This is a genomic window from Mycoplasma sp. 'Moose RK' (assembly GCF_015708155.1).
Taxonomy (GTDB): Bacteria; Bacillota_I; Bacilli_A; order Mycoplasmatales; family Metamycoplasmataceae; genus Mesomycoplasma.
Genome location: NZ_JADDYD010000001.1, coordinates 212,072 through 236,872, shown reverse-complemented (window position 1 = coordinate 236,872; position 24,801 = coordinate 212,072). Strand labels below are relative to the sequence as shown.

21 protein-coding genes are annotated in these 24,801 nt (G+C 30.2%); 4 read left to right on the top strand and 17 right to left on the bottom strand.

The genetic code is table 4. The features are described 5' to 3' along the window. Positions 1-18: 18 nt before the first annotated feature. Positions 19-2,940, bottom strand: coding sequence for a P97 family adhesin (locus IM807_RS00935; protein ID WP_196362711.1), 2,922 nt, complete (start codon positions 2,938-2,940; stop codon positions 19-21). A 158-nt stretch (positions 2,941-3,098) separates the two neighbouring features. After that, a complete protein-coding gene (locus IM807_RS00930; protein WP_196362710.1) occupies positions 3,099-4,127 on the bottom strand; it encodes a hypothetical protein in 1,029 nt (342 codons plus the stop codon). Positions 4,128-4,275: 148 nt separating this feature from the next. Between IM807_RS00930 and IM807_RS00925 the strand changes: the two genes are divergently transcribed. Both IM807_RS00925 and mnmE read left to right on the top strand, forming a co-directional pair. Beyond that, positions 4,276-5,892 carry an ABC-F family ATP-binding cassette domain-containing protein gene (locus tag IM807_RS00925; protein ID WP_196362709.1) on the top strand — a complete coding sequence of 539 codons (1,617 nt, stop codon included), beginning with the start codon at positions 4,276-4,278 and terminating at the stop codon, positions 5,890-5,892. A gap of 57 nt (positions 5,893-5,949) precedes the next feature. Then, entirely contained in the window at positions 5,950-7,278 is a 1,329-nt protein-coding gene (gene mnmE / locus IM807_RS00920; protein ID WP_196362708.1) for a tRNA uridine-5-carboxymethylaminomethyl(34) synthesis GTPase MnmE, read from the top strand. Here the strand turns inward: mnmE and IM807_RS00915 are convergent. The 4 genes from IM807_RS00915 to IM807_RS00900 all read right to left on the bottom strand — a co-directional run bounded on the left by IM807_RS00915 (position 7,267) and on the right by IM807_RS00900 (position 14,216). Then, positions 7,267-8,097: a Cof-type HAD-IIB family hydrolase gene (locus IM807_RS00915; RefSeq protein WP_196362707.1), complete on the bottom strand. Its 831-nt coding sequence runs from the start codon at positions 8,095-8,097 to the stop codon at positions 7,267-7,269. The genes mnmE and IM807_RS00915 overlap by 12 nt on opposite strands. Before the next feature lies 1 nt (position 8,098). Next, positions 8,099-9,565, bottom strand: coding sequence for a lysine--tRNA ligase (lysS, locus tag IM807_RS00910; RefSeq protein WP_196362706.1), 1,467 nt, complete (start codon positions 9,563-9,565; stop codon positions 8,099-8,101). Positions 9,566-9,606: 41 nt separating this feature from the next. Then, positions 9,607-11,754, bottom strand: coding sequence for an ATP-dependent zinc metalloprotease FtsH (ftsH, locus tag IM807_RS00905; RefSeq protein ID WP_196362705.1), 2,148 nt, complete (start codon positions 11,752-11,754; stop codon positions 9,607-9,609). 389 nt (positions 11,755-12,143) lie between these two features. Then, positions 12,144-14,216 carry an ATP-dependent Clp protease ATP-binding subunit gene (locus tag IM807_RS00900; RefSeq protein ID WP_196362704.1) on the bottom strand — a complete coding sequence of 691 codons (2,073 nt, stop codon included), beginning with the start codon at positions 14,214-14,216 and terminating at the stop codon, positions 12,144-12,146. Between the two features lie 191 nt (positions 14,217-14,407). On the opposite strand from IM807_RS00900, the gene tpiA reads away from it, so the two are divergent. Then, entirely contained in the window at positions 14,408-15,106 is a 699-nt protein-coding gene (gene tpiA / locus IM807_RS00895; protein WP_230861147.1) for a triose-phosphate isomerase, read from the top strand. 109 nt (positions 15,107-15,215) lie between these two features. Next, positions 15,216-15,482 carry a 30S ribosomal protein S15 gene (gene rpsO, locus IM807_RS00890; RefSeq protein WP_196362702.1) on the top strand — a complete coding sequence of 89 codons (267 nt, stop codon included), beginning with the start codon at positions 15,216-15,218 and terminating at the stop codon, positions 15,480-15,482. A gap of 108 nt (positions 15,483-15,590) precedes the next feature. Here rpsO and nusG read toward each other — a convergent pair whose 3' ends face one another. Genes nusG through IM807_RS04150 form a run of 11 tightly spaced genes read right to left on the bottom strand, consistent with a single transcriptional unit; the run spans position 15,591 to position 24,797 of the window. Further along, positions 15,591-16,169 carry a transcription termination/antitermination protein NusG gene (gene nusG, locus IM807_RS04165; protein ID WP_196362701.1) on the bottom strand — a complete coding sequence of 193 codons (579 nt, stop codon included), beginning with the start codon at positions 16,167-16,169 and terminating at the stop codon, positions 15,591-15,593. A 16-nt stretch (positions 16,170-16,185) separates the two neighbouring features. Next, positions 16,186-16,413 (bottom strand): preprotein translocase subunit SecE, encoded by a 228-nt coding sequence (secE, locus tag IM807_RS00880; RefSeq protein ID WP_196362700.1) that lies wholly within the window; start codon positions 16,411-16,413, stop codon positions 16,186-16,188. Beyond that, complete coding sequence (gene rpmG / locus IM807_RS00875; RefSeq protein WP_196362699.1) at positions 16,413-16,553, bottom strand: 50S ribosomal protein L33; 141 nt, start codon at positions 16,551-16,553, stop codon at positions 16,413-16,415. The genes secE and rpmG overlap by 1 nt, the downstream gene beginning before the upstream one ends. Before the next feature lie 52 nt (positions 16,554-16,605). After that, positions 16,606-17,151, bottom strand: a complete 546-nt coding sequence (locus tag IM807_RS00870; protein ID WP_196362698.1) for a sigma-70 family RNA polymerase sigma factor — start codon at positions 17,149-17,151, stop codon at positions 16,606-16,608. A 26-nt stretch (positions 17,152-17,177) separates the two neighbouring features. Continuing rightward, positions 17,178-17,867: a 23S rRNA (guanosine(2251)-2'-O)-methyltransferase RlmB gene (rlmB, locus tag IM807_RS00865; protein ID WP_196362697.1), complete on the bottom strand. Its 690-nt coding sequence runs from the start codon at positions 17,865-17,867 to the stop codon at positions 17,178-17,180. A 33-nt stretch (positions 17,868-17,900) separates the two neighbouring features. Further along, positions 17,901-19,109 (bottom strand): cysteine--tRNA ligase, encoded by a 1,209-nt coding sequence (gene cysS / locus IM807_RS00860; protein ID WP_374958957.1) that lies wholly within the window; start codon positions 19,107-19,109, stop codon positions 17,901-17,903. Beyond that, positions 19,096-19,782, bottom strand: a complete 687-nt coding sequence (locus tag IM807_RS04160) for a YgjP-like metallopeptidase domain-containing protein (RefSeq protein WP_196362695.1) — start codon at positions 19,780-19,782, stop codon at positions 19,096-19,098. The genes cysS and IM807_RS04160 overlap by 14 nt, the downstream gene beginning before the upstream one ends. Then, positions 19,772-21,001 (bottom strand): CNNM domain-containing protein, encoded by a 1,230-nt coding sequence (locus IM807_RS04155; RefSeq protein WP_196362694.1) that lies wholly within the window; start codon positions 20,999-21,001, stop codon positions 19,772-19,774. The genes IM807_RS04160 and IM807_RS04155 overlap by 11 nt, the downstream gene beginning before the upstream one ends. Continuing rightward, the gene (dnaB, locus tag IM807_RS00845; protein WP_196362693.1) at positions 21,001-22,392 is read right to left on the bottom strand and encodes a replicative DNA helicase; all 1,392 of its coding nucleotides are present in this window, start codon (positions 22,390-22,392) and stop codon (positions 21,001-21,003) included. The genes IM807_RS04155 and dnaB overlap by 1 nt, the downstream gene beginning before the upstream one ends. After that, positions 22,385-22,822, bottom strand: a complete 438-nt coding sequence (rplI, locus tag IM807_RS00840; protein ID WP_196362692.1) for a 50S ribosomal protein L9 — start codon at positions 22,820-22,822, stop codon at positions 22,385-22,387. Before rplI ends, dnaB begins: the two co-directional genes overlap by 8 nt. Further along, a complete protein-coding gene (locus IM807_RS04150) occupies positions 22,803-24,797 on the bottom strand; it encodes a DHH family phosphoesterase (protein ID WP_196362691.1) in 1,995 nt (664 codons plus the stop codon). Before IM807_RS04150 ends, rplI begins: the two co-directional genes overlap by 20 nt. Positions 24,798-24,801 lie beyond the last annotated feature (4 nt).

Genomic DNA, 24,801 nt, shown 5'->3' with positions numbered 1-24,801 from the left:
TCTAAAATCCTTTCAAAATTATGACAAAAGTAGCGATTCTTTGTGTATGATTATAATAACTTTTATTGGAACTGGTGAACGTCTTCATGGACGGTTTTTATTGTATTCTTTGTTGTAAACATAAAGTCAAAAATCGTACTGTTTTGGACCAACACCCACTGGATTTGAGCTTTCAAAAATTCCGTTGATTTCTTTGTTTTCTTCTTTTGCACCACCTCAATGTCTTTGAAACACATAGAGCCCAAAACCTGGATAATTAGTGGTAAAATAGTGATAAAATGGGAATTTTTTAATTAAATCTGAAATATCAACAAGTTTGTTTACTCTACCGTTGAGGGCTTTTTTTGTTTCATCAAAAAGTTTATTATAATCTTCTTGTGTTAAAAAAGTGTGTTGACTAACAGTTGGAAATTCACGGGCAATTTCCTCTAATTTTTGAACATCATCAGTAAGCAATCTAACTTTTTCGTTTATTTTTATTTCTAATTCATGTTGTTTAGTTTCAAAAATTGTAGAAATCAGGTTACCTTTTTCATCAACAGGACCAACTTTGTACCAATATTTTAGTTTTAATTTTTGATCCTGATTTGCTGCAGGAGTTGAAGCAACGCTCACTAAGACTGGATTTGCTGTTTCATCGACAGCAAATTGAATTTTATAATCGTAATTTTTACCGATTGATTTGGTTAAAAATTGACCATTTTTTTTGAAAACAAAAAAGTAAAAACCAACTAAAAGATCAGCTAAATCTTTCATCATGTTACCGCTACTTGTTGCCTCTGAAATATACTCGCTTTCAGAAACTGTTTTAGTTGTTGATAAAATTTGGTCCAAAAAGTAATTAGCATCTAAATTATTTTCGTTGTTTTTCATTAAATCTAAAATATTTTTAAATTTTTTGCTAACATAAAAACTATCTATTAAATCTTTTTCAGATGATGCTAGATGACCACTGTTGAAAGAGAAAAGTCAAATTCCATCCTCTTGAGAACTACTACTACTACTTGAAGCTGTAGAAGATGAATCCTTGGTAACAAGTTTAATTTTTGCTAATTCAGAAAAAATATTATTTGAACTTAAGTTTTCAGGTAAATTAACATTTCCATCAATCAATTTTAAATGTTTAAGTCAATTAAATCAAAATTTCGCAACAAAATTAACACCTTTTTTAGCAAGCGCTGTAAAAAAACGACTAACATCAAGTTGGTTTTTGAAAAAACCATTTGTAATACCAACAAGTTTAGTTTTTTGGTCAGTTCCACCATTATTTATAAAGCGAAAATTTGAATTTTTATTAAATTTTTCAAGATCTGGAAATTCATAGTCATCAACTAGTTGTTTTAATTTTTCTTCTTTGAAATCGTAGCCATAGTAGCGTCCGTTTTCAAGAACAAATTTCAATTTGTCGAAGTTGTTGCTCTTAACTAAATTCATAATTTCCGCTCTTGGTAAACCAGATCCATCACTTACTTTTTGCTCAAAAGTCGGCTCAAAACTAAATCTTGTTTCTTCAATTCTTTTGGTTAATTGCAAATCGTTTTGCGCTGCAGTTTGAGGATTTTGAACATCTTGCACAAAATCTTTTTCAGCAATTAATTCACCTTTATTGTTTTTAATGATAATTTTTCCAACAACCTTGGCAACAACTTTCCCATTATCAAAAACAAGTTTGGTTGATTCAGAATCAGTTTTAATATCAATCTTCAAAAATTTAGAAATTGAACTAAAATCTAAACCATCAAGCACGGAATCAAATTTAAGTTTAGATAAAAAAGGTGTTTTGAGAATTTTTGCTAAAAGATCATCTAAAAATTTTTGTTTATCAGCCTGAGTTGCAAAAATTTGGTTATTAAAATAATTAAAAAAATCTCAACTAGTGACACCATTTTCGGTGCCTTCTAGTTGAGAAGCTGGGAAAAAGTAGTCATCCTGGCTAAATTCGGTCAATTTTATGCTATCAGAAATTGATTTATCTAAAAATCTATTGGATAAATCAAGCGTGACAACAAAAGGAAATTTGGAATCCTTTTGAGATTCAGTTGGGTTTTGTTGAATATAAGAAGGTGAAAAACCAACTTTAAATGTCAAATTATATTGATTTTCCTTAGGTGTTTTTGACAAGTATTCTAAATTTAATAATGGATCCTTGGCAATTTCAATTTGAAAACGTGGATGAAAACTTCCTGTTTCATCACGAAAATAATTTTGTTTAAAGCCAAAAATTTTCTCTAAAATTTCATCCAAATTAAAGTATTTTCCAATAATTTCTTGAGCTTCAACAGAATTTTTTGCTGAATTTACCTCATTATAAAAATCATCAAATTTTATTAGATTAGTCAATTTTCTTTTGTTTGTTTGAAAACCAAATTCTTGAACTGAAAAAGGTCTTAATTTAGTGAGTTTTCCCTTAGCAAGGTCTGCAAAATTTCCCAATGAAAAAATTTTAATAGGATTACTAAAAGCAATTTTTTGTTTGTAAAGATCAGAGTTTGCAATTTTTTGATCACCAAGATCCTGTGTAAGACGGTAAAAAATTTCAAAGGATTGTTCCTTATCAATTGGATCAATATCAACAATTTCTATTTTGAAACGTGATCAAATTATGTCAGAACTAAAATCAATTGGAAGACTGCTATTAGAATTTTGGTAAAAACTGAAAAAATCAGTTAAATTAACATCAGTTTTTCTACTTCCGTCAGGATTAAAAAGCTGTTTTTTAAACTCGAAATAATCCGTTTTGTCATCAAGAAATTCACTTTTTAGACCAACAGTTGAAATCAATTTTGCCTGATTTTGAACTTCCAACAATGGGTTTGACCTCGGAAGAAGGCTTACAACAACTGGTGGAACAGCAATTACTAACCCTGAGGTTAGTAAAGTTGCGCTCAAAGCAAAAATAGATTTTTTGCTATTTAAAAGTTTCTTTTTTCTTTTTTGCATATTTAACTTGCTCCATCCTTTTTAACAAACTGGCATTTAGATTTTATTGAGTAAAAATTTGCAAACTCAATTAAGAGAATTATACCATAATTTTCGGATCAAAAAAGTGTTTTCGAGATTAAATTAAAGGCTAAAAACAACCCTATTTTCAGGGTTTTTTAATTAAAAAGGTATTTAAATTTAAAATTTTCACCTTCAAAATCAGCAACTTGACCCTCAAAAGGAATTAAAAAACTTTGCGAAACAATCCTAATTAGCGGCTCTTTTCGTTCCTTTTCTAAAGGTAATTCAGGTTTTGTTGGTTTTTCATCCCCAAAATTATAGGCAAAATCCTCAACGGACTCTGGTTGATCAGCATTGTTTATCAACTGCAAATCATACTCAGAATTTACATTTTCCTTGGAATTCAACTTCATTGTGAATCTTTTTTTGGCATTGCGTTCGAGTCAATAAAGGCGAAAACTTGGAGTTGGTAGCTGATTTGGTGCTGAAATTGACCATTTTTCGCTAATTTTAGAGGTTAAATCAGTTTTTTTTTCATTTTCTTGATCATATTTAATAATCGGATTTGAATAAAAAATTTTGTAAGCCGTTATTAACAAATAATTCTTTTGATCATCAAAAACAATGTTTGGTTTAACAAGCTTCATGTCAATAAAACGTCAATTTGGCGAAAAAAGTTGTGAGAGTTCCTTGAAAATTGCAATTTCAGAAGCGTTATTTTTCCCTGAATTTACAGTTTTTTGCAAATTAGAATCTTCATTTTCTGGAATTACAGAAAATTTATTTTTGGCTTTTTGGGTCATAATTTTTAAAAATTTTGGTGTAATTTTTTGGTTTATATCAAATTTTTCTTCAACAACGGAAATTCCCTCATTGTTATCAAAAACAAAAAATTTACCAAAATTTGAGGCAAAAATTTGGTTTTTCTGCGCTTTCGAAAGGCCCAACAAACTATCAGTATTCAAAAATCACTTTAATTTTATGGCATTCACTTCTGAGGCATAAAGGTCAAAACTTCGCAATTTTTGTTTTTTGAAATTGGGTGAATTATCAAAAAAATCAGGAATAATCAGATTTTCAATGGGAAAAATAAAATCTTTTTTCGCAAAGCAGGAAGCAAGAAATGTGCCTGGCATGAAAAATGCCAAAGTTGTTAGGGTGCGAAAAATTTTCTTTTTTGGCATTTTTCTCTCCCATCCATCCTAAAAAATAAGCAATTTTTTCCTTAATTTTACAATAAATAGAAATTTCTCTTAAAATTAAGGGATAATTAAACCTCATTATTATAAATAAAAAATTATAATATAATTTTAACGAACGAGGTGCAAAATTATGTTAGAAGTAAAAGATTTATCAAAAATTTTTGCTGATAAAACGTTGTTTCAAAATGTTAATTTGAAATTTGTTGAAGGCAATACCTACGGAATAATTGGTGCAAATGGTGCCGGAAAATCGACGTTTTTAAAAATTCTTGCTGGGTTAATTCAACCAAGTTCTGGCACTGTGCAAATTTCAAAAAATCAACGAATTTCTGTGCTTTCACAAAACCACTATGAATTTGATGATTATAATGTCACCGATGTTGTGATCATGGGGAATCAGCAACTTTTTCAGATTCAACAGGAAAAAGACCAAATTTATGCAAATCCAGACGCAACTGAAGCTGATTACAATCGTGCTGGTGATTTAGAAGAAAAATTTGGACTTTTAGGTGGTTGAAGTGCTGAAAATGATGCACAAATTTTGCTTTCAGCACTTGAAATTCCCAAGGAATTTTGAAATTCAAAGATGTCTGAATTAAAATCAGGTCATAAAGTTAAAGTTCTTTTGGCAAAAGCTTTGTTTGGAAATCCAGATATTTTAATCATGGATGAACCAACCAACCACCTTGATTTCAAGGCAATTAAGTGACTTGAAGAATTTTTAATTAATTACAAAAACATTGTTTTGATTGTCAGTCACGACAGTGAATTTTTAGACCAAGTTTGCACACATACAGTCGATATTGATTATGGTGAGGTTAAAATTTTCAGCGGAAATTACAGTTTTTGGAAACAATCATCTGAACTAATTAGAGAACTCCAAAAAAATGCTAATGCCAAAAAAGAAGAGCAAATTGCCAAGTTAGAAGCTTTTATTGCAAAATTTTCTGCAAATGCTTCCAAATCAGCGCAAGCAACTTCGCGGAAAAAGTCGCTTGAAAAAATTCAGTTGGATGAAATTAAACCTTCATCTCGCAAATATCCTTACATTCGTTTTAGTGTTTTTCCAAGACCAGGAAAGCAAATTTTGAGTGTGGAAAATTTAAGTTATAAAAATCCAAATACTGGCGAATTTTTGTTTAAAAATGTTAATTTCAAACTTCAACCTGGTCAAAAAATGGTTGTTTTCGCTGAAGACGATTTAGTAAAAACAAAGTTACTTGACATTATTGCAGGCAAAGAAAAACCAACTTCGGGTGAGATAACATGGGGTTCAACAATCAAAATTGACTATTTTCCCGCTAATGTTGATGAATTTTTTAGTGGCGATCTTGACTTAATTAGCTGAATTTCAGAATGACCAAATTTGAATTCACAAGTTGAAAACAAAGATAATTCAACTCAGAGAATGCGCGCTTTTTTAGGGCGAATGTTTTTTAGTGGCGACCAAGTTTTTAAAAAAATCAATGTTACTTCTGGAGGCGAAAAAGTTCGTCTTATGTTTTCAAAAATGATGCTAACTGAGTCAAATTTCTTGATTTTTGACCAACCACTTAATCACCTTGACTCAGAATCAATTGATTCCTTTATTGAAGGTCTTAAAGCTTATGAATCCGGGGTTATTTTTACAACTTTTAACATTGCACTAATCAAAGAAACTGCGAATGCAATTTTGGATATCAAACAAGATTCTGCAACTTTTTTTGAAGGAAAATTGACTGAATACGAGAAAAAAATTGGAATTTAATATATAAATTTCAATTTTTTTCTCGTGCAAAAATTAAACTGAAAAGGAATTTGAATATTGATTTTTGACACTATTTGCGCAATTGCTTCTGGTCAAGTTAATCAGGCAATTTCAATTATTAGGATTTCAGGAACTAATGCTGTAAAAATTATGGAAAAAATTTTTACAGGTAAGACTGGTAAATCAATGGAAATAACTTTTGGTTGAATTCATGAAAACGGCAAGAAAATTGATCAAGTTTTAGTAATGTGATTTTTAGGGACAAAAAATTTTGTTGGCGAAGATACTGTTGAAATTAATGCTCATGGTGGAGTTTTGAATACAAATTTGATTCTTGAAACCATTTTAAAAACAAAATTAGCACGTCTTGCAAATCCAGGTGAGTTTTCACTTCGGTCATTTCTAAACGGAAAAATGGACCTTGTAAAAGCGCAAGCAATCAATGATTTAATTCATGCACAGACAAAAAAACAGCACCAAGCAGCACTTTTGCAATTTTCAGGAAATACAGTTAACGCAATCAAAAAAGTGATTGAAAAATTAGAACTAATTATTGGCACAATTGAGGTTAATATTGATTATCCAGAATACGATGATGTTGAAGTTTTAACTAATCAATTACTTTTGCCAAAAATCCAAGAATTATTACTTGATTTTGCTAAATTAATTAAACTTGGCAACAATTCACGCTTGATTTATCAAGGAATCAAAACAACGCTTATTGGTGCTCCAAATAGCGGAAAATCTTCACTTCTAAATGCATTAATTAACGAAAATAAGGCTATTATTAGCAATATTGCTGGCACAACTCGTGATATTGTTGAAGGTAATTTTCAAATTGATAATTTGCTTTTTCGTGTTTTTGACACTGCTGGAATTAGGGAAACCAATTCTGAAATTGAAAGGATTGGTATTGAAAAATCCTTTGAAAATATGGAAAAAGCTGATCTTGTTATTCATGTGATTGATGCAACTAAGTTTTTAAAAAAAGATCTTGATTTAGCACTTAAAATTGCGCCTGAGCAAATTTATTTGCAAGTTTTTAACAAAAGTGATTTACTAGAAAATGATTCAACTTTTGAGGATAAAATTTTAATTAGTGCAAAAAAAGGTGAAATTAATAGGCTGATTTCGGCAATAAAATCTAATTTTAATTTTATTAACCAAAATGAAGAATTTGTTGCAAATTCTTTGCAAATTACCCAACTTGAGTTAGCAAAATCAGCGCTTTTGGAAGCCAAAACTAGTTTGGAAATAGGTTTTGGCCCAGAAATCGCAATTGTTGATTTGCGAATTGCTTGAAAAGAATTAGAAACAATTTTTGGAAGAAATGATGATGAGAATTTGCTTGATTCAATTTTTTCACGCTTTTGTTTAGGAAAATAATTTTTCTTGATCATCAAGTAAAATTTCAATTGTTTTTGCAATTGTTCCTGAATCGCATTCACCAATTTTACAAGCTGCAACTGTAAGTAAATCCGGAGTTGCATGTTCCATTGCAAAACCATAACGAGCAAGTTTTATCATCAAAAAATCGTTGGAGCTGTCACCAAAAGCAACTAATTTTGATTGACTTAAATTATTTTTTGCAAGCAAGCTTTCAATTGCAAAAGCTTTGTCGACTTCAAGAGGGTTAATATCCAGAAAAATTTGGTTTGTTATTGTAACTTTATAGGAATTTTGAAGAATTTTTGATCATTTTTTTGACAATTCAGCAATTATTTTCTGATCATTGCGAAAAGCAAGTTGAGTGATTGTTTCTTTTTCAATAATATTTTTTAGTTGCTTTTCATTAACTTTTTGATAAAACATTAAATCCATAATTTGCTGATTTTGCAATCAATCATGATCAGATTTTGTTGAAAATTCATAAAGTTCATCAGGTGTTGAAATCGCACAAATTGATTCAGTTTGCTTGCAATCTTCAAGTAAATTCGCAACAACTTCCTTGGAAAGTGAACCATTATTTGTTGTTTGTTTAGTTTTTACATCATGAATTAAAGTACCATTATTAGAAACCAAATAGTCAAAATATGGATATTTTTTTCAAACATCAAGACAAGCAGCCAAACCGCGACCAGTTGCAATTGCTAAAATATGACCTAATTCCTTAAGTTTTTTTAGTACTTGAACATTTTCTGGGTGAATAGTATTATCATAGCGTAACAAGGTTCCATCAAGGTCAAAGGCAAAAAATAGTTTCATTTTATTCCTTTCTGGTTTTCAATTGTGGAAATAAAATTACTTCCCGAATAGATTCATTATTTGTGAGTAACATCACAAGGCGGTCAATTCCGATTCCACACCCTCCAGCAGGAGGCATGCCATGTTCAAGTGCATGTACGAAATCTAAATCAATTTCTGAAGCTTCCTGATTTCCATGGTTTTTTTCTTCAATTTGCATTTTAAAACGGCTTAATTGATCAAAAGGATCATTTAATTCTGTGAACATGTTGGCAAATTCTTTTGTTGCAACAAATAATTCAGCACGCAATGTAAAACCAGGATTTTCAGGATCAGATTTGGCAAGTGGTGAAATTTCAATCGGGTGTCCAGTGACAAAAGTTGGATTAACTAGTGTTGGTTCGATAAACTTTTCAAAAAATTTGTTAATTAAATGACCTTTTGTAAAATAAGGTTCAACTTTAATTTGGTGAGTTTTTGCAATTTTAACTAATTCAGCAAAATCAGCCTTTTTAAGATCAACCTTCATTGCATCAGAAGTTGATTTAACCATATCGAGGCGCTTAAATTTGTTGCTAAAATCAATTTCATGTTTGCCAAAATTGATCTTTTTTGCTGTTAAACCAAGATTTTTTAGCAAAAAATGAAATAAATTTTCAGTCTGTTCCATCATTTTTTCTAAATCAGCAAAAGCTTGATAGAACTCAATTGAGGTAAACTCTGGGTTATGAGTGGTGTCAAAACCTTCGTTTCGGAAAATTTTACCAATTTCATAAACAGCATCAAAACCTGCAACTAAAAGTTTTTTTAGTGGCAATTCAGTGGCAATTCGTAAATAAAAATTTTCATTTAGCGAATTATAAAAAGTTTTAAACGGTTTTGCAGCAGCGCCACCTAAAATGGGTTGCAGAACAGGAGTGTCAACTTCTAAAAATCCTTGACTATCAAAGAAATTGCGAATTAGACTAATAATTTTGCTACGATTGACAAAAGTTTGCCGTGATTTCGGATTCACAAGTAAATCAAGGTAGCGTTTACGGTATTTGTCCTCTGTGTTTTCAAGTCCATAATACTGATCCGGAAGTGGGAAAAGTGACTTGGCAAGGATGGAAAAAGCATCAGCTTTAAGGCTAAGTTGGCCTGATTTTGTCTTAAACAAAAATCCAGAGACTTCAATTATATCACCAAGGTCTAAATTTGCAAAGAAATTTTCATTTTTTTTTTGAAAATCTTTAGAAAAATAAATTTGAAATTGTAATCCTTGGCTAAAAATCAGAGAAAATGGTCCTCTTTGCGTAATTAATCGGCCACCTAAGGAAACAGGAATTTTATTTTCTGTGAAAAAATCATCTGGTTTTTGTGCATATTCTTGTAGAATTTCTGCTAAATTACTGTGTTTAAATGCTGATTTTGGATAATTAAACCCATTTTTGATTAAATTTTGCAATTTTTGGCGACGAAGGATTTGTTGATCGTTAAATTTTTCCATTTTAATTTTAAACTTACTCTTACTTTTTTATAAAGTTGATTTTACTCTTGGTTTTCATCATCAGGTTTATCGTTTTTGAATTCTTCGGAATCAGGCTCAACTTGAAGCAATTCTTCAAGAATTTCTGAAGGTTTTACACCTTGTGTAGCAACTTTTTCAGAATCAGGAAGTGGCTTGAGTGTTTCAGCAAGTTGTTGAATTTCCTCATAAACAATTGTTTCTTTTTCTAACAAAGTATCTTTAATAAGTTCAAGTAAAACCATGTTTTCATTGATCGTTTCAAAAGCTCTTTTGTAAGAATCAGAAATAATTTGCCGGATTTCAATGTCAATTTCATGACCAACCTGCGAAGAAAAAGTGGTATTTTTAACATAATCACGTCCCAAAAACGGTGATGATTGATCCTGTTCATACTGAATTGGCCCAAGCGATGACATTCCAAATTCAGTAACCATTCTTCGGGCAATTTTTGTAGCTTTTTCAATGTCATTTGCAGCACCCGAAGAAATTTCACTTTTACCATACTTGATTTCTTCAGCAGCACGTCCACCCATAAATGAGGCAATTGAAGCTAATAATTCTGATTTAGTACTATTATATTTTTCTTCTTCCGGAAGCATTAAATTGTAACCGCCAGTGTTACCGCGTGGTACAATGGTAATTTTTTGCACCTTTACTCCAGATTTTAATTTTAAACCAACAACAGCATGCCCAGCTTCATGATAAGCAACCATAATTCTTTCGTTTTCAGTAATCACACGATTTTTTTTGGCTGGCCCGCCAATAACACGGTCGATTGCTTCGTCAATTTGTTCATTTGTAATTACTTGTGTTTGTTCACGAACTGAGAGTAAAGTCGCTTCGTTAATTACATTTTCAAGTTGTGCTCCAGAAAAACCAGGGGTCCTTTTGGCAATATTTGCCAAAGTTATTTTTTTGGAAATTCGTTTCCCTTTTGCATGAAGTTGTAAAATTTCTTCACGCTCTTTGACATCAGGTAAGCCAACAATGATTGAACGGTCAAATCGACCTGGGCGAAGCAAAGCAGGGTCAAGAACATCTGTTCTATTTGTTGCTGCAATCACTAAAAGTCCTGAATTTTCGACCATTCCATCCATTTCAACTAAAAGTTGATTAAGAGTTTGTTCGCGTTCGTCATTACCGCCACCAATTCCAGATCCACGAGAACGTCCAATTGCATCAAGTTCATCAATAAAAATAATTGCTGGCGAATCTGCGCGGGCATCCTTGAATAATTCACGAACACGCTTTGCACCGACTCCGACGTAAAGTTCAACAAAATTAGATGCTGAAATAAAGAAAAAGGGCACATTTGCTTCACCTGCTGTCGCTTTTGCAAGTAATGTCTTCCCTGTTCCAGGAGGACCTCCTAGTAAAATTCCACGAGGAATTTTTGCACCTGCAACAGCATATTTAGTTGGATTCTTTAAATAATCAATGAATTCGGCAATTTCTTCTTTTGCTTCAACATTACCGGCAACATCTGTATATTTTTTGTCTGATTTGATCCGAATTGCCTGGTTTTTTCCAGGATTAAAAAAACCGGCGCCGCCTGAAGAGTTACGACTTAATCTTCCTGCAATTCAAAAAAAAGCTATACTAATTAATAAGAATGGCAAGTATGGAAAAATAAAAGTTTGAAAAAAATTGGGAGAGGGTTTATCAGCTGAATAAATACCTGGTACTTGTAAATTAAAAACCTGATTTGAACCTGCTAAATCAAGTAAGGATTTCAGTAATTTTTGCTGAACACCAAGATCTTGAAAACTAGTTGGTGTTGCCTGAGTACTTCGAGTAACTAGTTCAGAAAAAGTATTGATATTTGTGTTTCCAAGTTGGTTTTTTATTGCTGGGCTAATCAGTGCGACTCCTGACTGAAATTTAGAAATTACAGGTGGATTTGCAATAACTGAATAAGCTATCAAGTTCCCGCCTTGAGAATCAACAACTCGAATTCGGTAATCATTAATATCAAAAGAAACTAATCAAAAAAAGTTTGAATCAGTTGTTTCGCGAGCATTTTGAATTAATCTAGTTTCAAAATAAGAAAGGCTTCTAACTTCTAGTCTAGGTTGTAAATATTGGTAAAGTATATAACCAACAATAGCTAAAAGTATTAGCAAAAACACTATAAAACCAATTGAAGGCTTCTTAATTTTAGGTTGCATGTTTTCCTTTCAATGTTTCTGGAAGTTAACATTAAATTTTACTAAATTTTGCCACTAATTTTCATTTTTTTTGATGAAAATCCGCCTTTTGGCTGTTTTGCTAAGATTAAAATGAAAAAATTAAATTAATTTCCGTTGCTACTTCCTAGTATTTTTGAAATGTTACCATTATATTAATAAATATGAAAATCAAATTTTTCTTGAGATTTTGAGTTTTATTTTTATTAATATAACAAAAAATTTACTAAATTTTGATGTAATTTCACTTAAAAGACAAAAGTAAAAAAATATTCAGTTTAGAAATTATTAAATTTTATTGGATTTATTACCAAAAAGTGGAAAAATTTAGGAAAATTTGATTAATTTTCTTTAAAAGCATGCAAAATTAACTAAATTTCTTTTAAACTAAGATTGCCTTTTTCAACTTCAAGTAGATATTTTTTTTCAGGTTCAATTTCCTTTGCAACGATCCTATGTGCAACAAAAGTTTCAATCTTGTTTTTAATGAATCTTTTAATTGGCCTTGCTCCGAAATTTTCATCATAACCGTGTTTGAAAATTCAATTAATTGTTGAATTTTCAAATTTAATTTCAAAATTATTTTCTCTCAAGCGTCTAGTAAAATCGGCCAATTCAAGTTCAATAATTTCATTAATCACGTCCTGATTTAAACGATTAAAGACAATTATTTCATCAATTCGGTTAATAAGTTCCGGTTTTAAATAGTTTAAAAGTGTGTTTTTTATGGTAGAATTATACATTTTTTTACCCTCAAGAATTTGTGAAGCACCAATATTTGAGGTCAAAATAATAATGGTATTTCGAAAATTAACCTTTCTTGACTTGCTATCAGCAAGTTCGCCGTGGTCAAAAATTTGCAAAAGAATATTAATAACTTCGGGATGCGCTTTTTCAATTTCATCAAAAAGCACAATTGAGTAAGGATTTTGACGCACTTTGTTTGTTAAAATTCCACCTTGCTCAAAACCAATGTAGCCCGGCGGCGCGCCAATTAACTTTGAAACCGCGTGTTTTTCCATGTATTCTGACATGTCAAGGCGAATTATTTGATTTTTGTTGTCAAACAAATTCAGCGCCAAGGCGCGAGCAAGTTCAGTTTTCCCAACACCTGTTGGTCCCATGAATAAAAATGAAGCAATCGGCCTACTTTCATCATTGATTTTTGCTTTAAAACGCAAAATTGCACTTGCAATAGATTTTATTGCTTCATTTTGTCCCTTAATTTGTCTTGCCAAATTTGCTTCTAAATTTAGATATTTTTCAATTTCTGATTCCAAAAGTTTTTCAAGCGGAACTTTTGTTCAGTTTGCAACAATTTTGGCAACATGATTTTCATCCAAAATATTCGAAAATTGTTTCTGTTTTTTCTTATAATCTTCCAATTTTTGTGAAATTTCCGGAATTTTTTCATACTTAATTTGCGAAGCTTGCTGATAATCACCTAAATCCATTAAGCGATTTTGTTCTAATTTTAATTTTTCTAATTGTTGTGATAATTCCGCAATTTCTGAAGCTGATTTTCTTGAAGAATCTCATTCTTCTTGCAGTTTTTGAACCTGATTTTCTAATTTAGTAATTTTTTTGGCAAGTTCGGTATCATCCTTATTTTGTGCATTAACTTGCTCCATTTTCAAGTAAATTAACTCTCTTTTTGCCTTTTCAAGCTTTTCAGGTTGATAATTAATCTCAACTTTCAAAGAAGCAGCGGCTTCATCAACAAGGTCGATTGCCTTATCAGGCAAGAAGCGATCAGAAATGTATCTATTTGCAGCTTTCGCTGCAAATACAAGGGCTGAATCACGGATTTTCACTTGGTGGAAATTTTCAAATCTCTCCTTAATCCCTCGTAAAATGTTAATTGTATCAAGAACAGTTGGTTCGCTAATTTCCACTTTTTGCATTCGGCGCTCGAGCGCACCGTCTTTCTCAATGTAAAGTTGATATTCAGCATTTGTTGTCGCGCCAATTAATTTGATTCCACCGCGGGCCATAATTGGTTTTAAGATATTCGCAAAATCCATTGAGTCTACACCAGAGGAACCTGTGCCAATTAAAAGATGGATTTCATCAATAAAAATGATTAATTCATCTGGGTTTTGTTCAATTTCCTGCAAAAGTGCTTTAATTCTTTTTTCAAATTCACCTTTAAAGGATGCCCCTGCAAGAATTGAGGTCAAATCAAGTTCAAAAATTTGCTTATTTTTCAAGTTATCTGGAACTTGATTTGCGACGATTTTTGCTGCCATTCCTTCAACAATTGCTGTTTTCCCGACCCCTGGTTCACCAACCAAAACCGGATTATTTTTTGTTTTTCTTGACAAAATTTTGATAATTCTGCGAATTTCCAAATCTCGACCAATCACAGGTTCAATTTTATTTTCTCTAGCTAATTCCGTTAGGTTACGGGCATATTTTTGTAAATTTTCAAGTTGTAATTTCATTTTTTTCCTTCTTATTTTCTTATTTTTTGCTTCACACAGCAAATTATAACATATTTTGGCACTCACAATACTTGATTGCCAAAAAAATTTCTTCTTTGCTATTTGCAAAAATTTTTAATTTTTCTTTCTTTTTTAAAGGAATCTTATTATAATTTATCTAAATGAAAAAAATTATTATTGGAAACTGAAAAATGAACAAAACTCTTACTGAGGCGAAAGAATTTATTCGCGATTTTGATTCATTTTTTAGCAAAAGTGCTGATAAAATCAGTAATGACCTTGATTTTGCGATTGCACCAAGTTTTAGTTCGCTAACTGCGATTTTGGAATCAAAAGTTGAAAGATTACAACTTGCAGCACAGGATGTCAGCCAATTTCAATCAGGTTCTTACACTGGCGAAGTTAGTGCGAAAATGTTAAAAGATTTATCTGTAAATTTTGTTATAATTGGACATTCTGAAAGAAGAATGTTTTTAAAAGAAACCAATGAAGACTTGATTTACAAGGTTGACCAGGCGCAAACAAATGGCTTAATTCCTATTTTTTGTGTAGGTGAAAGTTTTCTTGAATTTGAATCACACAAAACTGAAAGTGTAATAATTTCGCAAATAAATGCAATAAAACACATTCTAAATTTTGAAAAGGTAATAATTGCCTATGAACCAATTTGAGCGATTGGGACTGGAAAAACTGCGACTCCTGAAATTGCAGATAATGTTTGTTCATTAATAAAAAGTAATTTTGGTGAAAACCTCAAAGTTGTTTATGGGGGATCAGTTAATTCAGAAAATGTTGCTAAGTTTTTAAGCAAAAAAAGCATTGATGGTGTACTTGTTGGTGGTGCTTCGTTAGATCCAAAAGAGTTTGTGAAAATTTTAATTAATAGTTAATTTCTTTTGTTTTTAAAATTTTATTGTAAAATTTAATGAAAAAAGGTTAGTCTTAAATCTTTTTTAGATTAAATCTAACGCTTATTTTGTTATTATTAGGAGAGTGAAAGTGGTTTCAAAATCGAAAAAACAAGAATTAATTTTAAAATTTGGTAAAGCAGCAAAGAATACTGGTGATTCTAGTGTTCAAATTGCAATTTTAACTGAAGATATTGAAAGATTAAAAGTTCATTTTGCCAAAAATAAAAAAGATAAACACTCAATGCGCGGATTCATTGCTAAGGTTAATAAACGTAAAAAACTTTTAAACTACTTAAAATCAAAAAAATTTGACGTTTACAAAGAAACTATTGAATCTCTTAATATCCGAAAATAATTTTTTTCTGCTATTTTTTGGATTTCGAAGGAAAATATTTAAAATCTTATATAAAAAAAACCAACAAATTTTGTTGGTTTTTTTTATATAAGATTTTAACACCTTGATTTAAGTTGTAACATAAACTTTTTTAAGATTTTTGTACTCAAAAGTTGCTGGTGCACGTTTGCCGAAAACATTTTCAAGCTCAACAGTTACTAATGTTTTGGTGTCATTCATTTCGATTATTTTCCCAATTTCACCAGAAAAAGGCCCCTGAGTAATTTTTACTCAATCACCAAGTTCCCAATTAATAGCAACATCGTTATTTTTTTGAAAATCATAAATTTTTTGACTTCAATTTTCTTTCATTTTTGCAAATTTACGATCAGAAATTGGCGTTGGCTTAGTCCCATGACCATGCGATCCAACAAGACCAGTCACATATTGTGTGTTTCGAACAACAAACCAAGCTTTATCAATCATGTTCATTCTTATAAAAATATAACCTTTGTAAAGATTTCGGTATTTTAGCTTTTTTATTCCTAATTGCACCTTATTTTCATCATAATAAGGGACGTCAAATTTAATAATTTCTTGAAAATATTCTTCCAAATTTTCGTGTCTAATACGATTTTTTAACAAACTAATTGCAATATCTTCTTTTGAAGAAATAGTCGAAATCATGTACCATTTATAAACTATCATAGCAAATTCACCTTTTTTAAAGTCCGACACCCGCCCTATTTCAGGCGACTGCGGCTAAAACAGTTATTAAAAAGAAAACAATCATAAAGAAAATTGAAAAAATAATTGATTGAGAAAAATTTCGGAAAACAACAGAACTAGTAGGTCATTTAACACGCTTCATTTCTTTTAAAAAAAGTCTAATAAAATGTTTTTTTTCTCTTGATTTTTTTATTTTTTTTTGTTTTGGACCTTTTTTAACCATTATTTTTCCTCCTTGTGTAACGTTGATTTTCTGCATTTTTTACAAAATTTATTAATTTCTAGACGCTCCTGAATTGACTTGTTGGTTTTGTAATTTCTGGCTTTGCAAAAAAAACAACTTAAACTGATCTTTCTTTTCATATCTATTATAAACTATAAAGGCAAAATTTGTTAATTAAATTATAACCTAAATTTAAAAAAAACTACGTAATTTTGCATTAGTGCTTCGCACAAAATCATTGACTTTTTGCGTAGTGATGCCAATTTTTTTTGCTATTTCGCCTGGCGGCTTGTCCTCCAAAAAGAACATTTCAAAAATTTCCAATTCAACTTCATCAAGTGGACTTGTTAGACGCTTATAGATGTCCTGAAGTTCGAATTCCTCACGAATTGTATCAACAGAAAACTCAAGATTTTCCGGCAACTCCTCTAAAGGGACCGAAAAATTAGAAATTTGATTGTTTTTTGAAGTAAAAGATGTTGCATATCCTAACATGAAAACCCGGATTGTATGAACTAGATAGTTTTCAATTGGAATCCCCAAATCAGGGTTAAACTGTTCATATAGATACACAAACCTTTCAATCGATGCATTAAAAAGATCAAGGTAAGTAATTGGAACCATATTGTAAGTTCTCATAACTTGTTTCGCGCAGGCAACTAAAATATGAGAATATTTGTTTAAAACCTTAAAATAACGCTTATTTTTAAGAATTTTTTGTTTGCGATCTTGCCACATAGAAAATAAATTGCTCCATTTTTAAATTATTTTTTTAAATAGGTTAGAAAAAATAAAACAATTCCAACGGAAACTGTAACGTTAAAAGAATTAATTTTGCCCTTCATCGGAATAAAAAAAGTTTCATCACTAGCTAATTTTGTACTTTTTTTTATTCCAGTTGCTTCGCTGCCGAACACAATTGCGCAGGGAAAATTAAAATTAATTTCCTGAATTTTTTTACTTTTACTATCAAGATTTGTGGCATAAATTCAGTAACCAAATTTTTTTAAGCTATTAATCGCGGCCAAAATTGAGTTGACCAAAATAAATTTAATTCCAACAAAACCGCCAGAGGCAACTTTTAGTGTTGTTTGATTTAGCTTTGCTGCGCGCTTTTTAGGCAAAATTATATGTTTAATTCCAAGGCAATTCGCTGTTCTAATGATGTTCCCAAGATTATTTTGATCCTGAATATGGTCAAGAATTAAGATAATTTCTGGTTTATCAACTTTTAAACTTTCAATTTCATGAAACTTAAAATTTTCAAGAACACCTACAAAGCCCTGATGATTCACGGAAGTCAATTTGTCAAGGAAATCTCGACTGACAATTTTAATTTTTTGATCTAAAAATACTGGATTACTAGGCGATTTTAGCAAATAAATTACTTTAAAAACAAAGCCATTTTTAATTGCATCAATCAATGAATTCTTGCCACAAACATATTTAACCATACTTTTCAACTTTCAAAAGCAAAATGGAAAAAATTATGAAAAAATAAACTTTTTTCATAATTTTTCACGAATTTCATCTGCTTTTTTGTATTTTTTCTCCTCCAAAAATTGATGTCAATTTTTAAGATCAAGCTTGTCTTCATTTCCTAATTTTTGTTTTGCAAAATTAAATCTTAAGACTTTAAAAACTTGCGCTAAAGTTGCATTTTCTTTTTTCCGCAACAATTCTGAAATCAAAAAATTACCTCTTGAAAAATCATTTTTAGAGAAAAAATTGAGAATTTCCTTGACTTTTTCCCAATTAGTTTCCCCAGGATTCACAAGAAAATCAAAGTAGCTTTTGCGATAATTTTTAATAATATTTCTATGATTTTCAAGCAATTTTTCAGTCAAATCAATTGGGCTTTTAAGATTTGTTGTAAGAAAAATATTCCGTAAAACATCTGGATTATTTTTTTTACAAAAATCTTTTGCAAGAAAAATATTACCTTCTGATTTTGACATTTTTTTACCATTTAAATTAATAATTCCAACCCGCAATCATTTTTTTGCAAGTTCTTCGCCCCTTAAAATAAAATGCTGTGCATTTTCATTTTCATGGTGTGGAAAAATTAAATCTTGACCGCCTCCATGTATGTCAATTTGTTCTCCTTTGAAATAATCAAAAATTAGTGCTGCGCATTCAGTGTGTCATCCTGGTCGACCTTTTCCAAATGGTGATTCAAAAAGTTGTCCTCTTGTTGTTTTTTTTCAAAGTACAAAATCATTTTCCGATCTACGATTAGTATTGTTTTGCAGCAAAAATTCTATTTTTTGACTAGAAATTGAGCCATAATCTTTGAATTTACTAGTATCAAAAATTAAATCACCTCTATTGTCAAAGTATGTTGCGCCTTTTTTTTCAAGTAGTGAAATATAGTTGATAATTTTATCAATTGCATCAGTAATTTTAATAATTTTTGTTGGACTTTTAACATTAAATTTTTCAAGAATTTTTAAATATTCTTGAAAATAATTGTTTGCTAATTCAGCTTCGTTGATTTGTAAATTAATTGATTTTTCAATAATTTTGTCATCAATATCGGTAATATTGTGTAAAAAGTTGACTTTTTGCCCAAAAAATTCCCAAATTGAGATTAAAAAATCAAAAACAATTATTGGTCGCAAATTACCAATATGAACATCATTGTAAACAGTTGGGCCGCAAAGGTACAAGTTCAAATTTTCTTTAGTTGAATTCATAATCATTTAATTTTTTTATTAAGTCTTTATAATTTGGTAAAAAAAAGGCAACTTTTTCCCAAAATTGTTTGCCGTGGTTCCCAAAAAAATGATGGCAAAGTTCATGAACAATGACATAATCAATTATTTCTTTTGAAAAAGGCAACAAATAAGTGCTGTAATAAATTTTTTGGCAGCGATAATTAGTTCCTCAAGCATGATTTTTAGGAGAGATTTTCACCAAATAATCAGGTATGCCAAGTTTTTTAGATCAAAAATTTGTTCTTTTTTGTAAATATTCAGCAAAAAAGTTCAAAATTGTTTTTTGAATATTTAGGTTCATATTTTTTGATCTTCGAATTGGAAAAACTAAATTTTGGCTTTGTAAAAAGAGTTTTTTTTTTGTTTCAACTAAATTATAAACATATTTTTTGCCAAATAGGAAAAACTCTGAGCGCGCAAAATTAATTAAATTTCGTTTTTCCAAAATTTTAATAGTTTTCTGAAAAAATTCTGAATCCCTTGTTAATCTAATTATTTCATCATTACTAATGGATCGGCTACAACGCACTAAAATGAAATTATCAACTAGTTTTATGATCATTTTTCGACTTGAATAGTCTCTAAAATCAACAAAAATTGGATAAAAAATTCCTTCAATTTCTACAAGTAACTTCTTGTAATTAGGTTTCATTTTTCGATATTTTTACCTCAATAATGTTGCGATTTTTGGCAATTATTTCCAATTCCAAACTATATGAAGGGGAATTATAGTGGTATTTTTCTCCTAAAATTAACCTTTTTTTGGGAAATTGAGTTGTTAATCATTGGCTTAAATCCTTAAATCTAAGTGGAATTTCAATATTTAATGCCTGATTAATTACAGAAATGCTTGTTGAACCTTTTGTTGTTATTTGATTTGCATTAATCTGATAAAAATCTAAGTCATCACGGTAATCATGTTCATCGTAAATTGGTCCAAAAAGACATTCAAGAATGTCCTCAAAGGTCAAAATTCCAATTACTTTGTTGTTTGAATTTGATTCAACAACAAAACCAAGATGTGATTTTGATTTTTTCAAAATTTCATAATTGGTTTTGATTAGGTTTGACTTTAATAAAAAAGGAACTTCAATCAAGTAATCATTTATGTCAAATTTATCAAGGTGTAAAATGTCTTTTGAGAGCAAAATACCAACAAAATGGTCTTCTTTTCTAACAGGAATTCTTGAAAAATTATTATCAATAATAACATTTTTGATTGACTCAAGACTATCTTCATAATTCACATAGACAAGGTCTTTCAATTTTGTAAAATATTTTGCAGTTTTAAAGGAGTCAAAATCAAGTGCACGAATTGCCAAATCTGATTCATCTTGCTCTAAAACTCCTTCACGCTGCCCTTGTAAAATAATTTTTTTTAATTCGTTTTCAGTATTTGTTACATTAATTTTCTTAACAAACCTTGTCATTAAAGTGGCAATTGGGTATAAAAAATAATAGAAAAAAGTGATAAAGATTCAAAAAATTTTTAGGAATAAAATTGGTTTTTTACGACCAAAAATTTTTGGATAAATTTCTCCTAAAATTATCAATGGTGGTGTTGTTGCTGCAATTGAAACCAAAATTTGCAACGACTCATTGATTGCCAGTGAAGCAAAAAGTGTTGAAATTATGATAGAAATTCCAATATTAACAATATTATTTCAAATTAGAATAATTGTTAATGTTTTTTCATAATTATCATAATATTTTAAAATTTGTTTCTTTCCAAAAAAAGAATCTGCAATATTTTCGTCCACTTTTGCACGACTTGTGGCAGTAAAAACTGTTTCACTTGCTGAAAAAAGTGCTGAAATTATGAACAAAAAAATCAAAACAAAAATTAAAGTAAGATAATAGCCTAAATTCATTATTCATCCAATCCCAAATTTTGTTCATGACTATTTTTGGTTGGAAAATCAGTTGTTGCTTGAACAAATTGACCAATTTCGGGCTGAAAATCAAAGTATAAAATTCCTAAGGGTCCATTTCTGTGCTTTGCAATCCGCAATTGTGTATTTGGCCTTCCCTGATAATTTTGGTGGTTTTCTGCTTTTTGATAATAATTATCTCGGTGCAAAAAAGCAACTATATCAGCGTCTTGTTCGATCGCTCCTGATTCACGTAAGTCTGACAAAACAGGAATTTTGTCCTCTCTTTTTTCAACATTTCGCGAAAGTTGTGAAAGCGCTAAAATTGGTGTGTCAGTTTCACGAGCAAGTTGCTTTAACTTTCGCGAAATCATTGAAACCTCAACTTGGCGATTATAATTTTGATTCTTCATTGGAGAATTAATTAATTGTAAATAATCAAAAACAATAAGATCAAATTTTTGATTATTACGATATCTTTTTAGCACTTGCCAATAAATATCATCAATATTAATTGATCCTGAATCATTAATTATCAAATTACAATTTTTAATTCTTGCCTCAATAGTTTTTGCAATTTGATTTAGCAAATTAGGTCGTAAACTATGAGGTTTTTTAAAAGTATGGGCATCAATTTTAGTAACAAGCGAAAGTAATCTTGTGCCCAAATCAGCACTTGACATTTCGAGTGCAAAAAACAAAACAGATTTTCCACTTTCACAAACATTTCAAGCCAAATTGAGTGCAAAAGCGGTTTTCCCCACCGATGGTCGAGCTGCTAAAATAAATAAATCACCTTTTTGAAACCCAGAAGTAACAAGATCTAAATGATCATAACCAGTTGAAACTCCTTTAATTCTTTTGTTTTTTGTGTGAACATCAGTCAAATTTTCAAATATTTTTTGGGCAACCTCAAAAATAGTGACAAAAGTCTCATTTTGTGCACTGAAATTCAAAAGATTAATTTTTTCAAGCAGTAAACTGCTAATTTCAGCACTTTCCTTTGTGCCTGAATCTAATTCTTTACTAAAATCGGTGACAATTTTCCTTAAATCACGAAGTGTTTTTTTTTCACTAACAATACGAAGATGATTTGTAATTTCACTTGGCAATGAAAAATTGGAATCATAAAGTGAAATTATATATTTGCGACCACCAATTTTTTCAAGTTCGCCAATTCGATTTAATTCTTCAATAACTAAATTTGCATGCGGTTCGACACCGCGTTCTGCGATTGTTTTGATCACTTTTGCAATTTTCACCAGACGGATATCACTGAAATCATCAGGGTTTAAAATCCCTATAAAATCATAACTTTTTTGTGGGTTTGCCAGCAAAAAGGAAATAATAAATGATTCAAGAGCCGGTGATTCATAACGGTTTTTATTCATCTTTTTCAACATTTACTTTCAGTTTTGCACTTATTTTTGAAGTTAATTTTAAATCAATAACACTGGTTCCAAAACTGCTAATTCCTTCAGTTTGTAGTGTTTGTTTTTCAAGAAAAATTCCCTTTTCCTCAAGCACTTTGCGAATTTTTTTTGCAGAAATTGCCCCATGAGCTAAATCTTTTGTTCCTTTTAATTTAAAATTTAAAATTACATTTTCAATTTGCGCTTTTAAAACAAGTGCAGTTTGTTTTTTTGTTTCTTCAATTTCTTGCAAACGTTTTTTGCGTTCTTCTAAAAGTCGTTGATTTTGCGGGTTAAATGGCTCGGCCAATCCATTTTTAAAAAGAAAATTGGTAGCATATCCAGGTGAAACATCAACAATTGTGTTTGCTTTTCCGTCTTTTGTATCTTTAATTAGAATTACTTTCATATTCTCTCCGATTAATTGCTAGTTTGATATTTTCAACAAATTCATTGAAGGATTCAACAGTTGAATATGCAGCAGCTGATGCGAAATTACCGCCGCCGCCAACTTGTTCAGCAATATATTGAACATTGACATCTTCAAGGCTTCTTGCTGACATTTTATAGGATTTTTGTTGTGGCAATTTTGCCACAACAAAAGCTGCTTGACGACCTTTAACTAATAAAATTTGTTCACAAGCAATTGAAACAAGGTCACTATCAATTTCCTTATCCAAACTTGAAAGGAAAAAACCAGGTTTAACTTCAATTGCTTTTTCGATTATTTCCTTGATTATTTTTGACTCGCTTTCAGTTAACTTAAGGAATTCAGCAGTTTTAATTGTTCTTGCTCCTCAACGAACCAACGAGGAAACAGCAGTAAATGTTGATGAAGTTGCGGTTTTTTTAAACTGTGAAGAATCAACATAAAGCCCATTTAATAAAATTTGCGCTCATTCTTGATCAATTGTAAGATCTGAGTGAAAAGTTAATAAAATTAAATGTGTGATAATTTCACAGGTTGAGGATGAGGAAACATCGATATAATCATTGACTAATTCCAAAAGTCCCTGCATTTTTGAACTAATTCCATGATGATCAAAAACAAAAACATTTTCAAGATTAATGTGATCAAAGGCTTTTGGATTTTCAATTCTTTCCAAATCAGAAACATCAACAAGAATAACAAGGCATGAATCATTAACTTTTGAAGCTTCAGTGATTTTTGAAGCAACAGTAGGCGAAATAAAAATGTCTTTTTTAAGAATATCAGTTTGTGCTAAAAATCTTGTTGTTGTTGGGTCAAATGTGCGGTTTTGAATATAAAAGTTAATCTTTTTTTTATAGATAATTTGTGCGTATCTTTTTAAAAAGTTCCCTAAAACATATGCTGATCCAAAGGAATCAAGATCAGAATTTGTGTGACCATAAATAATAATGTTGTCAACTTTTTCCAATTTTTCAATCAAAAGTCGTGAAATCCTCTTAAGCATTACAAGAGAATGTAGACTAAGTGATTCGCTATAAGAACCATAGGAAAAAGGTCTTTTTCCATAAGAGTAAATTGAAACTTGGTTTCCCCCACGTGCTTTTGAAAAAATAAGCGCTTCATTTGCAAGTCTTTTTACTTCAACCAAATTTGTAGTTCCAAGCCCAAAACCAACAGAAAGTCAAACTGTGGTAGTGTTATCGATTTTGGTACTATTATCACTAAAAATGAAAAAATGATTTTTTTGCCAAATTGCAAAAGTCTCATATCGTAAAATCAGCATGATTCGCCCGTCAGCATATTCTTTATATAAAAAGCCGTATTTTTGAGCTAATTTTTCAAAAAAATCATTAATAAAAATTTTAATTTTTGAATAATCTTGGTCGCTACTGCGAAAATTTGATGAAACTAAATTGTCAACTTCAACTTCTGCAAAAACAAGTGAATTATTTTCATATCCTTGCGAAATCGATTTAAAAAGTGTAATGTCTCTGTATGAAATTCAGTAAAAAAATTTGTTAAAATGGATTTCAAATCAATTATTTCCACGTTTAATTTCAAATTTTGGCGGAATATCTTCAATTTTTTTATATTGAGGAAATAAGTAAAAAATATCCCGATCCACAAGTCTTTCAGGATATAAATTTTTCACATATGGTGAAACTCTTGTGATTTTGTAGACAGAAGATAAATTAATAATCCCAAGATTATTTGCTTCATTTATGAGGTCAAATTTTTGAAAATAAAAGTGATTTTGTTTTAAAACAAAGCGATAAAAAATGACTATTCCAACAATCAAGGAAGCTAAAAAAACGCCAAAAATTGAAATTGAAATAACAAAAAAGAGAGAGAAATCAAATTGTTCATAAAAAATTACTTTAATTAACAAAGTAATCATTTCAAGTAGAAAACTAATAAATGATAGCGAAAACGGAAATATATATTTTTTCATGAAT